Raw genomic sequence first — 12,915 nt, forward strand, 5'->3', positions numbered from 1 at the left:
TCCGTCACCGGGCCGTTTGCAGTCCGGTGCCCTTCAGTTAAGGTGACAGGCGATGTTTCAGGTTTAATTTGTCGTTTACCTGCCCCGCGGAGGCTCCATGCTGCCATCTCAGACAGTGACGCTCACCATTCCCCGTAACTGGTTAGATCTGTACGAAACCATCTGGAAACCCGAATGTTTTGCGAAGTGGGCCAGCGGCCTGAGCAGCAGCACGCTGACGCAGGAAGGCCAGTACTGGAAAGCGAAAGGCCCGGAAGGCACAGTGAAAATTCGTTTTACCCCCTATAACCCGTTTGGCGTGATGGATCACTGGATCGACACCGGCAGCGGTAAAGAGATTTATATGCCGATGCGGGTCATTGCCAACGAGCAGGGGGCCGAAGTCGTCATGGTGGTTTATCGCCAGCCGCTGATGTCTGACGAGAAGTTCGCCGGGGATGTTGCCTGGGTAAAACGCGATCTTGAGCGCCTCCTTCATCTGTTAACCCATTAGAATCAATGCATTATCCCACCAGCCACCCTTTATCCTCCGCTGGACGTAATCGTTAAAAAGCAGCATTTTTTTCGCGCAGCGGTGTTTAACTGTTTCACCGCGCGCAAAGCGCATTTTCGCACCATTCACCAGTCTGGCTAAAGCGTCGTAACCGGGAAAATTCCTGGTCATGCCGGGCTGACGAGAGCTGAGTGCTTCTGATTTATCTCTGTTTTTTCCTGTGCGCTGACTTGTTCAACTTTGCAGCGCCATAAAAGGTGGAAAAGGACTTATAAATTGCAAAGGCCAGAACTTATATATTCACATCCATATTCTGAAACCATTTATTCCTGCAGTCGATTTATAGGAGTTTTCTTATGGTGTTAATTTAAATAAAACACGGTATAACTCCTTCACACACAGCAGTACTTAATAATAAAAACAGCAGGGACATAACATGGATCGCTCAACCTATCCTTCGTTATCTGAAAAAGAATTCGTTGAGATTGCCAGACGGATACTGGCCGGGAAATATAATAATGCAAAAGGATTTTATAACGATCTCGCGGATTTCCTCCTGACCGGAGGAGATACCGCGCAGACGCCACAACAATTACGCGCCAGGGGCATCATTTTATTATCAGAGCATCACTTAATTAACAGCATCGCGACGTGGCCGGCCCTGAAAGGTATCTCAGGACTGCGACAGGAAGCGCTGCATTGATGTGATCTGTACTCTGGGCCGCCGCCCGGGTGAACCCTTAATTGCACTGGTACATGTACCATAATGAGCAGAGTATGGCGATACGCGAAAGAAATCTGGACAGCGCCAAATGGTCAGTGTTGTCATCCATAAAAATCGTTGGCATTGGGGTATTACAGCTTTCACTGCTGGCGCAAATCCTGCAGGCAAATGAGCTCAATTTGCTCGCGATTGCCGTAGTGATATTATTAGTGATTGATACACTAGCCGATCGCGGCTTTGGTAACGCACTTATTCGCTATCAAAGTTTAAATAACAGCGAACTCTCGACGCTTTACTGGGGTAATGTATTAAGCGGTCTATTTATTTTTGCCACGCTGTTTATCGGCAGTGACATTTACAGCCGAATAATGGGACAGCCGGAACTGGCAATTATGCTGGAGATGATTTCCGTCATCTTTATTATTATTCCGCAGGGGCAGCACTATCGCGCCATCCTGCAACGGGAAAAACAATTTACGCGCATTGCCTTTACGGAAACGTCTTCCGTGCTGGCAGGGCTGGCGGTCACGCTGTTTACCGTGTGGCTGACGCCGTCAGTGCTGTGCGCCATCTGGGGTTACCTGGCGATGGTTTCCATCAGAATGCTGATCTACTGCTACTACGGACGTCCCTGGTTCCAGCCGGAGTACCGTTTTAGCCTGAAAGCTTTCGCCGCAGTGCGAGCAAGAAACGGATAATAACAACAAGTCTGTATGGTGGGCTCTGGGCATCTGCAAGATGCGTTCGCGTGCTGGTTACCAGCACGCTTTTTTCTTTTTATGCTTCCAGTAACTCTTCCAGCGAATGATAAGCCAGCTCGCTCAGCTTGCCATTGCGGTGCAGGCGCAGCCATCCCACCAGCATGCGCAGCTCGTCAATCACCATAAACAGATCGGCCATGTCGTTTTTGCTTTTCACCTGCAGGCGGGTAAGCGCATTTAGCTTGTGTGCATTCACCGTTTTATGGCTGATACCGAGCCGGTTACCAATCTGCTCCGTGTTGTAGCCCCACGCCATCATCAGCAGCACCCGTAGCTGCCGGTCCGGTAGCAGAATGTCAGCCCCCTCCTGCAACTGCGGTATCCCGCCGGCGATACAGGCCAGCAGGCAACGACGCAGCGCGGTGTGTGAGGACTTTAAATCGAGGACGCTGAGTCCGGGCAGATAACGACTGAGGGCGTGCATCATCGGCAACAGACGTCGGGTCAGCACCAGCATCTGCATGGCCGGAAACTGCTGCTGCAGCGCATACAGCACTTTGAAGGTGCCAGCCAGCGGCATATTCTCGTGAAAAATAAACACCAGTAACCGCGGCCGCACTCTTTCACACTGCGAGATGACGGTACTGAGCGACCAGAGTTCATGCACCCGGCAGCCCACCGGTAACGCTGATAGCAGGCTTTCCAGCCCGAGTGCCGCCAGCTTATCGGAGGAGTAGTAGAGGATGTCTTCGCTGTGTTTTTTCATGCCTGTCCAGAGTTGCTGCACGTCGCGCCCGTAAATGATGAGCCTGAATGAGCAGGCATTAATCAGGTACGACACATCATCGGCGAAACTTAAATCAGGGTCGATCCGCCGTCTCGCATCATTTTTATTGATGCGAAAACACCGGCTGACAACCGCAGTTCCTCTGTAACAAGCCCATCAGCAGGCTCGCCATCAGCATGGCTAATCCGAAAACATTTTTTTAGAAAATCTCAGTGGTCTACACTCTGGGAAATCTTTAGCCTTGCCGCCAGTTTACTGGAGTGCTCTATGTTATTAACCGTCCTGTACATCATTGGTATTACCGCCGAAGCAATGACCGGTGCGCTGGCGGCAGGCCGACGCAAAATGGACCTGTTTGGCGTCATTATTATTGCGTCGGTCACGGCGATTGGCGGCGGCTCGGTGCGCGATATTCTGCTGGGCCACTATCCGCTCGGCTGGGTGAAACACCCGGAATACATCATGATCGTCGCGGCGGCGGCCGTGGTCACCACCTTTGTCGCGCCGCTGATGAATCATCTGCGTAAAGTGTTTCTGGTGCTGGATGCGCTGGGTCTGGTGGTGTTCTCGATTATCGGCGCACAGGTTGCGCTGGATTCCGGCCATGCGGCGATCATCGCCGCCATCGCCGCAGTCATAACTGGCGTTTTTGGCGGCGTGCTGCGCGATATGTTCTGCAACCGCATTCCGCTGGTGTTCCAGAAAGAGCTGTACGCCGGCATCGCTTTTGCCTCCGGCTGGATGTATATCCTGCTGCTGAAAACACCGCTGGCGCATGAAGTGGTGGTGATCATCACGCTACTGTTCGGCTTCTTCGCCCGCCTGCTGGCGCTGCGCTTCCGCCTCGGTCTGCCGATTTTCAACTACCCCCACCCCGAGCACTGACGGCTGCGCCGGGATATTCTGCTGCTGCAGAAAGTGAATCAGCGACTGCAGGCGCGCATCCTGCAGCATCGTCACCAGCCGCTGTGCCAGTACGCTGCCGATACCCGGCAGCTGCTGCCAGCTGTCGGCTGAACGCGCCAGCAACTGCGACCACTGCGTATCGGGCAACGCCTGTAGCGCCGTGCGCGGCAGCGGTAAGCCCAGCGCGCTGATCCAGCGGCGCAGCGGCTGCTGGCGCGTCAGGTTAAAACGATGCCAGATCTGCCGGGCGCGTACGGTGGAGATGCCCTGTGCCTGCGCAATCTGCTCTGGCGTGAGCGTCAGCCAGGAGAACAGGTGGCTGACGCTGCCGCCGTCCAGCAGGCGCTGCCAGCTACTGCGCTGCATGCCAGCAATATCCAGTACCGACTTATGACTTAGCCAGCTGAGACGCGACAGAAACTGCGCGCGACACCCTGCGCTGAAGTGCAGGCAGCTCAGCGGATTGAATGCGTCGTCCTGCGGCGGCGACGGATAGTCGCGCTGCGCCACGCGCCAAATCACTCGTTCCAGCCGCGGAATACCCAGCCCGGCCAGCGACAGCGTGACCTGATCGCCGGCGATCACATCCCACTGCTTCCAGCGACGCAGCGAGCCCAGATTGACCCGCCGGACGGTTTTATCCTCCAGCTGCACCGGCTGCAGGTTCAGCACCACGGCAATTTTTCCGGTGCGTCCGACGTTGAAATCCACCGACAGCACCTCGCTGCTGACTTCGGCAGGCTGATATTTCCACGCGGCCGACCAGCTGCCCTGTCCGGGCTGCCAGTCGCGCCCGACGCGCTGCGGTGACTGGTGAATCACCACACCATCGGTGACAAAAGGCAGCGGCTGGCGATACCAGCGCTCACGCCAGGCCGCGACCTCCTCTTCATTACTGACCTGGCGGCTCCACTGCTGCGTCAGGGCAAAGCCCCACTGCGTAAGCTGCGCCAGCCGCGCCTGCATCATCGGCGGCCCATCCGGCCATGCCCAGATAAACACGCCAATGCGCGACAGCAGCGGACTGGCTTCGCGCCGCATCATGGCGCCCGCCACCTGGGCGCGCGCATTCTGACCGCCATCGCGCACCTGCTGGTGATCGGTCATCGTCAGGAACAGCTCACCCTGCAATACCACTTCCGCACGGTCGGTCGTGATATGCTGCGGGATCGCCGCAATGTGCGGTGCTTTCGCCAGCCACTGTTCACCGCGCAGTCCGTCGCCCCGGCTGATCAGGCCAGCCAGTTCGCCTTGGCGATACACCAGCGTCACCGCCACGCCATCGACTTTCGGCTGCACCCACAGCGCCGGTTTATCCTGCATCCAGTAGGCCACCGCCAGCTTGTCACGCAGCTTGCGTACGCCGGTATGCGCCACCGGGTGCAGCGTGCTGCCGTCGGTGCTGAGCTGTGCTGCATAGCCGGGCAACGCCGGCGTGAAGCAGCGCTGCCACTGCTGTAAGCGCTGCTGCAGGCTGTCGTAATCGGCATCGCTTACCTGGCTTTGCCCCTGACGGTAGTAGGCATCATCCCAGTGGCGCAGCTGGTTGTGCAGCACGCCCATCTCCTGTTCAGCGCGCACCGGTGACCAGTTGGGACAAACCGCCATCCCATTCGCACATCCCGCCAGCAACATCGCACCCAGCCATATCCATCCTTTCATCGTCGCCTCCTTTTTTGCTGATTGCAGCGTGCCGCGGTGAGTGACACCAGCGTTAAAAAGCCGATTGTGGAGCGAGGCTGACGGATTTTTGTGCGAATTGCAGAAAGTTGCGCTGCCGCTGGAGGGCGCGCACAGAAAAAGAATTGCCGCGTGCGGGCGGCAAACGCTGCGTGCTGCGCTTAAGCCGTGTATACTGTGCAGGAAATCGACTCCGCTCTTTACTCAATTCAAGATAACCATGGCTCAAGGCACGCTCTATATTGTTTCCGCCCCCAGCGGCGCAGGTAAATCCAGCCTGATTCAGGCGCTGTTAAAGACACAACCGCTGTACGATACGCAGGTGTCTGTTTCTCATACCACCCGCGGCGTGCGCCCCGGCGAAGCGCATGGTGAACACTACTTTTTCGTCTCAAAGCCTGAATTCGAACGCATGATCGCCGAGGATGCTTTCCTTGAGCATGCGGAAGTGTTTGGCAATTATTACGGCACCTCACGCGCGGCGATTGAGCAGGTGCTGGCGACCGGCGTTGATGTGTTTCTCGACATTGACTGGCAGGGCGCGCAGCAGATTCGCCAGAGAATGCCGGCCGCCCGCAGCATCTTTGTTCTGCCGCCGTCCACCGAAGAGCTGGATCGCCGCCTGCGCGGTCGCGGTCAGGACAGCGAAGAGGTGATCGCCCGCCGCATGGCGCAGGCAGTGGCAGAAATGAGCCACTATGCCGAATACGATTATTTGATTGTTAATGATGATTTCGATCTGGCGCTGTCAGATCTGAAAACCATTATTCGCGCAGAACGTCTGCGTATGGGTCGCCAGAAAGCGCGACATGATGCTTTAATCAGCAAACTATTGGCAGTCTGAAGTCACTTTCAGTATTATGCCCAGTCATTTCTTCATCATCTGTGGAGTAGCACACCTATGGCACGCGTAACCGTTCAGGACGCAGTAGAGAAAGTTGGTAACCGTTTTGACCTGGTGTTGGTCGCTGCACGTCGTGCACGTCAGATGCAGGTAGGCGGCAAAGATCCGCTGGTTCCGGAAGAGAACGATAAAGCCACGGTTATCGCCCTGCGCGAAATCGAAGAAGGCCTGATCACCAACCAGATTCTGGATGTCCGTGATCGTCAGGAACAGCAAGAGCAGGAAGCCGCTGAGTTACAAGCCGTTACCGCTATCGCTGAAGGTCGTCGTTAACAGCACTCTGCAGGTCAACCTTGTATCTGTTTGAAAGCCTCAATCAGCTGATTGAAAAATACTTGCCTGAGGAGCAAATCAAGCGCCTCAAGCAAGCTTACCTTGTCGCACGTGATGCCCACGAGGGCCAGACACGCTCCAGCGGCGAACCCTATATCACCCATCCCGTTGCGGTTGCCTGCATTCTGGCCGAGATGAAACTCGACCACGAAACGCTGATGGCGGCGCTGCTGCATGATGTGATTGAGGATACGCCCGCCACCTATCAGGACATGGAACAGCTGTTCGGAAAAAGCGTGGCCGAGCTGGTAGAAGGCGTTTCCAAGCTCGATAAGCTGAAATTCCGCGACAAGAAAGAAGCGCAGGCTGAAAACTTCCGCAAAATGATCATGGCGATGGTGCAGGACATTCGCGTCATCCTGATCAAACTGGCTGACCGCACGCACAACATGCGCACGCTGGGCGCGCTGCGTCCGGATAAAAAACGGCGCATCGCGCTGGAAACGCTGGAGATTTACAGTCCTCTGGCGCACCGCCTCGGTATTCATCACCTGAAAACGGAACTGGAAGAGCTCGGCTTTGAAGCGCTCTATCCAAACCGTTTCCGCGTGATTAAAGAGGTGGTGAAAGCGGCGCGCGGCAACCGTAAAGAGATGATTCAGAAGATCCTGTCCGAAATCGACGGGCGTCTGCAGGAAGCCGGCATTCCCTGCCGCGTCAGCGGACGTGAAAAGCATCTCTATTCGATCTACCGCAAAATGCACCTGAAAGAGCAGCGATTTCACTCGATCATGGATATTTATGCCTTTCGCGTCATCGTGAAAGACCTCGATACCTGCTATCGCGTGCTCGGTCAGATGCACAGCCTGTACAAACCGCGTCCCGGACGCGTGAAAGATTACATCGCCATTCCCAAAGCCAACGGCTATCAGTCACTGCACACCTCGATGATCGGCCCGCACGGCGTGCCGGTTGAGGTGCAAATCCGTACCGAAGATATGGATCAGATGGCGGAGATGGGGGTAGCGGCCCACTGGGCTTATAAAGAAGCTGGCGAAAGCGGTACCACCGCGCAAATTCGCGCCCAGCGCTGGCTGCAAAGCCTGCTGGAGCTGCAGCAGAGCGCTGGCAGCTCGTTTGAATTTATCGAGAGCGTAAAATCCGATCTGTTCCCGGATGAGATCTACGTGTTTACGCCGGAAGGCCGCATCGTCGAACTGCCCGCTGGCGCCACGCCGGTGGATTTCGCCTATGCGGTGCACACCGATATCGGTCACGCCTGCGTCGGTGCGCGCGTCGATCGCCAGCCGTATCCGCTGTCGCAGGCGCTGACCAGCGGCCAGACGATTGAAATCATTACCGCACCTGGCGCCCGGCCAAATGCCGCGTGGCTCAACTTTGTGGTGAGCTCAAAAGCGCGTGCCAAAATTCGCCAGCTGCTGAAAAACCTCAAGCGCGAAGATTCCGTTAACCTCGGTCGTCGTCTGTTGAGCCACGCGCTCGGCGGCAGCAAAAAACTGGCCGAGATTCCGGCGGAGAATATTCAGCAGGAACTGGAGCGTATGAAGCTCTCCAGCATCGACGATCTGCTGGCGGAGATTGGCCTTGGCAATGCCATGAGCGTAGTGGTGGCGAAGAACCTGCTGCAATCCGGCAGCGAACCGTCATCTGGCAGCAGTAAGCGCAGCAAAAAGCTGCCCATCAAGGGCGCTGATGGCGTGCTGATTACCTTCGCCAAGTGCTGCCGTCCAATCCCTGGCGACCCGATTGTCGCGCACGTCAGCCCCGGTAAAGGGCTGGTGGTGCATCACGAATCCTGCCGTAACATTCGCGGCTACCAGAAAGAACCGGAAAAATTCATGCCGGTTGAATGGGATAAAGTGACCGATCAGGAGTTTGTCGCCGAGATTAAGGTGGATATGTTTAACCACCAGGGCGCGCTGGCCAACCTGACCGCGGCAATTAATACCGCAGGTTCGAATATTCAAAGCCTCAATACCGAAGAGCGTGACGGCCGCGTTTACAGCGCCTTCATCCGCCTCACCGCGAACGATCGCGTCCATCTGGCCAATATCATGCGTAAAATCCGCGTGATGCCGGACGTGATTAAAGTTCACCGTAACCGTAATTAGTGCATGAACGCTCAACGTTTTGCTCGTATCCAGGAGATGCTGGCCATGCGCCAGCACGATCTCACCGTCTGCATGGAGCAGGTGCATAAGCCGCACAATGTCTCTGCGGTGATCCGCACCGCCGACGCCGTCGGCATCCACGAAGTGCACGCCGTATGGCCCAGCGTGCGTATGCGCACCATGGTGTCCGCGTCGGCGGGCAGTAACAGTTGGGTGAAGGTGAAAACCCATCGCCACATTGCTGATGCGGTGCGCCATCTGAAAGATCGCGGCATGCAGGTGCTGGCGACCCATCTGTCAGACAAAGCGGTCGATTTCCGCGAGATCGATTACACCAAACCGACCTGTATTTTGATGGGCCAGGAGAAAACCGGCATCACCGCTGAAGCGCTGGCGCTGGCCGACCGCGATATCATCATTCCGATGGTCGGTATGGTGCAGTCGCTGAATGTCTCCGTGGCCTCCGCACTGATTCTGTATGAAGCCCAGCGTCAGCGGCAAAACGCCGGCATGTATCGCCGCCAGCATAGCCTGCTGGACGAGGATGAGCAGCAGCGCCTGCTGTTTGAGGGCGGTTATCCGGTGCTGGCGCGCGTAGCGAAGCAGAAAGGCCTGCCCTATCCGCACATCAACGCGCAGGGCGAAGTCGAAGCCGATGCCGCCTGGTGGTCCACCATGCAAGCGACGGGTAAAAAATGAAAGGCCGTCTGCTGGATGCCATTCCGCTCAGTACCCTGACCGGCGTCGGCGCCAGCCAGGCGGGTAAGCTGGCGAAACTCGGCCTGTTTACCATTCAGGATCTGCTGCTGCACCTGCCGCTGCGCTACGAAGACCGCACCCAGCTGTACAAAATTAACGATCTGCTGCCCGGCATCTGGGCGACGGTGGAAGGTGAAGTGCTGCACAGCGAAATCACCTTTGGCCGCCGCCGTATGCTGGTATGCCAGATCAGCGACGGCAGCGGCGTGCTAACGATGCGCTTCTTCAACTTCAACGCCGGCATGAAAAACAGCCTGGCACCGGGCCGTCGCGTCACCGCTTATGGCGAGATCAAACGCGGCCAGCGCGGCGCTGAAATCATTCATCCGGAGTATCGCGTCCAGGGCGAGTTGGGTGGCGTTGAGCTGCAGGAAACCCTGACGCCGGTCTATCCCACCACCGAAGGGATTCGCCAGGCCACGTTGCGCAATCTCACCGATCAGGCACTGACGCTGCTGGAGAGCTGCCCAATTGCCGAGCTGCTGCCGCCGGAATTGAGCGGCGGTCTGATCAGTCTGCCGGAGGCGCTGCGCACCCTGCACCGGCCGCCGCCGGACCTGCGCCTGAGCGAGCTGGAAACCGGCCGTCATCCGGCGCAGAAGCGTCTGATTCTCGAAGAGCTGCTGGCGCACAATCTCAGCATGCTGGCGGTACGCGCCGGCGCGCAACGCCATCACGCCCTGCCCATGCCGGCACGCCACCAACTGGTGGATAAACTGCTGGCCGCGCTGCCATTCTCACCCACCGCGGCGCAGCGGCGCGTGGTCGCAGAGATTGAGCGCGATCTGGCGCACGACTTCCCGATGATGCGCCTGGTGCAGGGTGATGTCGGCTCCGGTAAAACGCTGGTGGCTGCGCTGGCGGCGCTGAACGTGATCGCCCACGGCAAACAGGTGGCGCTGATGGCGCCGACCGAGCTACTGGCTGAACAGCACGCCAGTAATTTCCGCCAGTGGTTTGCGCCGCTTGGCGTGGAAGTTGGCTGGCTGGCCGGAAAGCAGAAAGGGAAAGCGCGCGAAGCGCAGCAGGAGGCGATTGCCAGCGGTCAGGTGGCGATGGTGGTGGGCACGCACGCGCTGTTCCAGGAACAGGTGAAATTCAACGGTATGGCGCTGGTGATCATTGATGAGCAGCACCGTTTCGGCGTGCATCAGCGGCTGGCGCTGTGGGAAAAAGGCGAAGAGCAGGGTTTCCATCCGCATCAGCTGATCATGACCGCTACCCCGATTCCGCGCACCCTGGCGATGACGGCCTACGCCGATCTCGATACCTCAACCATTGACGAACTGCCGCCGGGCCGTACGCCGGTGACCACGGTGGCGATTCCCGATACCCGCCGCAGCGACATCATCACCCGGGTGCAAAGCGCCTGCCACGAGGGCCGTCAGGCCTATTGGGTGTGTACGCTGATCGATGAATCCGACGTGCTGGAAGCGCAGGCGGCGGAAGCCACCTGGCAGGAGCTGAAAGTGGCGCTGCCGGACCTGCAGGTCGGTCTGGTACACGGGCGTATGAAGCCGGCGGAGAAACAGGCGGTAATGGCGGCGTTCAAGGCCAACGAAATCCAGTTGCTGGTAGCCACCACGGTGATTGAGGTCGGCGTGGATGTGCCCAACGCCAGCCTGATGATCATCGAAAACCCGGAACGACTTGGTCTGGCACAGCTGCATCAGCTGCGCGGACGCGTTGGCCGCGGTGCCGTCGCCTCACACTGCGTGCTGCTGTACAAAGCGCCGCTGAGTAAAACCGCACAGAAACGCCTGCAGGTGCTGCGCGACAGCAACGACGGGTTTGTCATCGCCCAGCACGATCTGGAAATTCGCGGTCCGGGTGAACTGCTCGGCACGCGCCAGACCGGCAACGCCGAGTTTAAAGTCGCCGATTTACTGCGCGATCAAAGCATGATTCCGGAAGTTCAGCGCGTGGCGCGCCATATCCACCAGCATTATCCCGAACAGGCTCAGGCGCTGATCGAGCGCTGGCTGCCGGAAACCGAGCGCTACAGCCACGCTTAATCCAGCTGCGACTGTCGATCCACCGCCATAAAATCCCCGACGAAGCGCTGTAACAGGCGCGTTAAATCAGCACGCTCTTCAGCTGGCCAGCCAGCGAACAGTTGCTGATAGATCTGCGTGCGCGCCGCGTCGATTTTATCCGTCATCACTTTTCCCGCCGCCGTGATCACCGCCTCATTGATCCGCTTGTCTCTGGCATTTTTCTGCCGCTGCGCCAGCCCCAGCTCTTCCAGCTTCGCCACCTGGCGGCTGACAGTGGTGTAATCGCGCCCGGCGCGATCGGCCAGCTCGACCACGCCGAGGGGACCAAAGCGGCCAATCTGGATCAGCAGCGGAAACAGGGCGCGATCCAGCTGGATACCGGACTCTTTTATTAATAATTCATCGCGTTGCGGACGATTAAAGGTGCCGACGATCATCAGCAGCGCGTTGTGCAAGTCATCAAAGCCGGCATTATTATGTGTATTTTGCACTCTTTTCATTGACGTCATCCCAGAGCAGGCCTAATGTGTGCATATTACACATATTATCCGATGAACTGAAGGTGAAACATGAAAGCAGCCATAGTCAGTGCCGCAGGTGAGAAACCGGTATGGGGCGATTTCCCGGCACCGCAGGCCGATGAACAGCATGTGGTGGTAACGGTGAAGGCCGCCGCCATCAGCCAGCTGGCGAAAGCGCGCGCTGCCGGCGCCCATTACAGCGCCGGTAGCCACTATCCGTTTATCGCCGGCATTGATGGCACCGGCACGCTGAGCAACGGCGATCCGGTCTATTTTCTCGCCTTTAGCGCGCCGTGGGGCAGTATGGCGCAGCAGACCCGGGTGCCGGCCGCGGCGGTGGTTGCGCTGCCGCCGACGCTTGATCCGCTGCTGGCTGCGGCAATCGCCAATCCCGGCATGTCCTCGTGGGCCGCACTGACGCGTCGCGCGCAGTTTCAGGCGGGTGAAACCGTGCTGATCAACGGCGCAACCGGCACCTCTGGCGGGCTGGCGGTGCGTATTGCGCGTCACCTCGGTGCCGGGAAAATCATCGCCACCGGCCGTAACCGCGCGGTGCTGGAGCAGCTGCGCACGCAGGGCGCGGATATCATCCTGACGCTGGATGAGCTACCCGGCGCGCTGCCAGCGCTGATGCAGCAAGGCATTGATGTGGTGCTGGATTATCTGTGGGGCCAGAGTGCGCTCGACATCATGCACGCGGCCGTGGCCGGCGGTGAGAAAACGGTGCGCTTTGTGCAGATTGGCTCGCTCAGCGGGCAGGAGATCGCGCTGCACAGTAAACTGCTGCGCTCATCCGGGCTGACGCTGATGGGCAGCGGACTGGGCAGCGTCTCTGACAGCGAACTGATCGCCTGTATTGGTGAGATGCTGAACGCCGCCGCTGAAAGTGATTTCTCCATCGCTTTTCAGCAGCGTCCGCTGAGTGAGGTAGAGCAGGCGTGGCAGCAGGATGACAGTCGCTGCCGCACGGTGTTTACGCTCTAGATCAATCGCAACTAAAAGGGGTATTGCAAACGATTGCTTTCACAACGCAACCGT

Annotated in this window: 13 protein-coding genes; 10 read left to right on the forward strand and 3 right to left on the reverse strand. The window is 57.9% G+C overall.

Translation table 11 applies throughout. From position 1 onward, the window contains the following. Positions 1-97 precede the first annotated feature (97 nt). The 3 genes from F3J41_RS22620 to F3J41_RS22630 all read left to right on the forward strand — a co-directional run bounded on the left by F3J41_RS22620 (position 98) and on the right by F3J41_RS22630 (position 1,915). Entirely contained in the window at positions 98-493 is a 396-nt protein-coding gene (locus F3J41_RS22620) for a hypothetical protein (protein WP_021507099.1), read from the forward strand. A gap of 436 nt (positions 494-929) precedes the next feature. Further along, positions 930-1,196: a hypothetical protein gene (locus tag F3J41_RS22625; protein ID WP_166712551.1), complete on the forward strand. Its 267-nt coding sequence runs from the start codon at positions 930-932 to the stop codon at positions 1,194-1,196. A gap of 74 nt (positions 1,197-1,270) precedes the next feature. Beyond that, positions 1,271-1,915, forward strand: a complete 645-nt coding sequence (locus F3J41_RS22630) for an oligosaccharide flippase family protein (protein ID WP_166712553.1) — start codon at positions 1,271-1,273, stop codon at positions 1,913-1,915. Positions 1,916-1,994: 79 nt separating this feature from the next. Here F3J41_RS22630 and F3J41_RS22635 read toward each other — a convergent pair whose 3' ends face one another. Next, complete coding sequence (locus tag F3J41_RS22635) at positions 1,995-2,684, reverse strand: LuxR C-terminal-related transcriptional regulator (protein ID WP_058771006.1); 690 nt, start codon at positions 2,682-2,684, stop codon at positions 1,995-1,997. 288 nt (positions 2,685-2,972) lie between these two features. On the opposite strand from F3J41_RS22635, the gene F3J41_RS22640 reads away from it, so the two are divergent. Continuing rightward, a complete protein-coding gene (locus F3J41_RS22640) occupies positions 2,973-3,590 on the forward strand; it encodes a trimeric intracellular cation channel family protein (protein ID WP_031279636.1) in 618 nt (205 codons plus the stop codon). Here F3J41_RS22640 and ligB read toward each other — a convergent pair. Then, positions 3,504-5,273 (reverse strand): NAD-dependent DNA ligase LigB, encoded by a 1,770-nt coding sequence (gene ligB / locus F3J41_RS22645; RefSeq protein ID WP_166712555.1) that lies wholly within the window; start codon positions 5,271-5,273, stop codon positions 3,504-3,506. The genes F3J41_RS22640 and ligB overlap by 87 nt on opposite strands. A gap of 238 nt (positions 5,274-5,511) precedes the next feature. Between ligB and gmk the strand changes: the two genes are divergently transcribed. From gmk to recG, 5 genes are read left to right on the forward strand one after another with little or no spacing between them, the layout of a single operon-like run. Further along, positions 5,512-6,135 carry a guanylate kinase gene (gene gmk / locus F3J41_RS22650; protein WP_021507104.1) on the forward strand — a complete coding sequence of 208 codons (624 nt, stop codon included), beginning with the start codon at positions 5,512-5,514 and terminating at the stop codon, positions 6,133-6,135. 57 nt (positions 6,136-6,192) lie between these two features. After that, complete coding sequence (gene rpoZ / locus F3J41_RS22655; protein WP_021314198.1) at positions 6,193-6,468, forward strand: DNA-directed RNA polymerase subunit omega; 276 nt, start codon at positions 6,193-6,195, stop codon at positions 6,466-6,468. 20 nt (positions 6,469-6,488) lie between these two features. Next, positions 6,489-8,600, forward strand: coding sequence for a bifunctional GTP diphosphokinase/guanosine-3',5'-bis pyrophosphate 3'-pyrophosphohydrolase (gene spoT / locus F3J41_RS22660; protein ID WP_021507105.1), 2,112 nt, complete (start codon positions 6,489-6,491; stop codon positions 8,598-8,600). A gap of 3 nt (positions 8,601-8,603) precedes the next feature. Then, on the forward strand, positions 8,604-9,299 hold the full coding sequence (gene trmH / locus F3J41_RS22665; RefSeq protein ID WP_031279638.1) for a tRNA (guanosine(18)-2'-O)-methyltransferase TrmH: 696 nt from the start codon (positions 8,604-8,606) through the stop codon (positions 9,297-9,299). Further along, positions 9,296-11,374, forward strand: a complete 2,079-nt coding sequence (gene recG / locus F3J41_RS22670; RefSeq protein WP_021507107.1) for an ATP-dependent DNA helicase RecG — start codon at positions 9,296-9,298, stop codon at positions 11,372-11,374. The genes trmH and recG overlap by 4 nt, the downstream gene beginning before the upstream one ends. Here the strand turns inward: recG and F3J41_RS22675 are convergent. After that, positions 11,371-11,856 carry a MarR family winged helix-turn-helix transcriptional regulator gene (locus tag F3J41_RS22675; RefSeq protein WP_166712557.1) on the reverse strand — a complete coding sequence of 162 codons (486 nt, stop codon included), beginning with the start codon at positions 11,854-11,856 and terminating at the stop codon, positions 11,371-11,373. The genes recG and F3J41_RS22675 overlap by 4 nt on opposite strands. 69 nt (positions 11,857-11,925) lie before the next feature. Between F3J41_RS22675 and F3J41_RS22680 the strand changes: the two genes are divergently transcribed. Continuing rightward, a complete protein-coding gene (locus F3J41_RS22680) occupies positions 11,926-12,861 on the forward strand; it encodes a zinc-binding alcohol dehydrogenase family protein (protein WP_088516694.1) in 936 nt (311 codons plus the stop codon). Positions 12,862-12,915: the final 54 nt, after the last annotated feature.

The organism is Pantoea sp. Ap-870, from assembly GCF_011752515.1.
GTDB lineage: Bacteria > Pseudomonadota > Gammaproteobacteria > Enterobacterales > Enterobacteriaceae > Pantoea > Pantoea dispersa.

Bases quoted from the DNA above. Each gene is read 5' to 3' on its own strand.
- ligB (WP_166712555.1), bottom strand. From the start codon at position 5,273: ATGAAAGGATGGATATGGCTGGGTGCGATGTTGCTGGCGGGATGTGCG.
- rpoZ (WP_021314198.1), top strand. From the start codon at position 6,193: ATGGCACGCGTAACCGTTCAGGACGCAGTAGAGAAAGTTGGTAACCGT.
- F3J41_RS22680 (WP_088516694.1), top strand. From the start codon at position 11,926: ATGAAAGCAGCCATAGTCAGTGCCGCAGGTGAGAAACCGGTATGGGGC.
- F3J41_RS22625 (WP_166712551.1), top strand. From the start codon at position 930: ATGGATCGCTCAACCTATCCTTCGTTATCTGAAAAAGAATTCGTTGAG.
- gmk (WP_021507104.1), top strand. From the start codon at position 5,512: ATGGCTCAAGGCACGCTCTATATTGTTTCCGCCCCCAGCGGCGCAGGT.
- F3J41_RS22635 (WP_058771006.1), bottom strand. From the start codon at position 2,684: ATGAAAAAACACAGCGAAGACATCCTCTACTACTCCTCCGATAAGCTG.
- F3J41_RS22640 (WP_031279636.1), top strand. From the start codon at position 2,973: ATGTTATTAACCGTCCTGTACATCATTGGTATTACCGCCGAAGCAATG.
- F3J41_RS22630 (WP_166712553.1), top strand. From the start codon at position 1,271: ATGGCGATACGCGAAAGAAATCTGGACAGCGCCAAATGGTCAGTGTTG.
- recG (WP_021507107.1), top strand. From the start codon at position 9,296: ATGAAAGGCCGTCTGCTGGATGCCATTCCGCTCAGTACCCTGACCGGC.
- F3J41_RS22675 (WP_166712557.1), bottom strand. From the start codon at position 11,856: ATGAAAAGAGTGCAAAATACACATAATAATGCCGGCTTTGATGACTTG.
- F3J41_RS22620 (WP_021507099.1), top strand. From the start codon at position 98: ATGCTGCCATCTCAGACAGTGACGCTCACCATTCCCCGTAACTGGTTA.
- trmH (WP_031279638.1), top strand. From the start codon at position 8,604: ATGAACGCTCAACGTTTTGCTCGTATCCAGGAGATGCTGGCCATGCGC.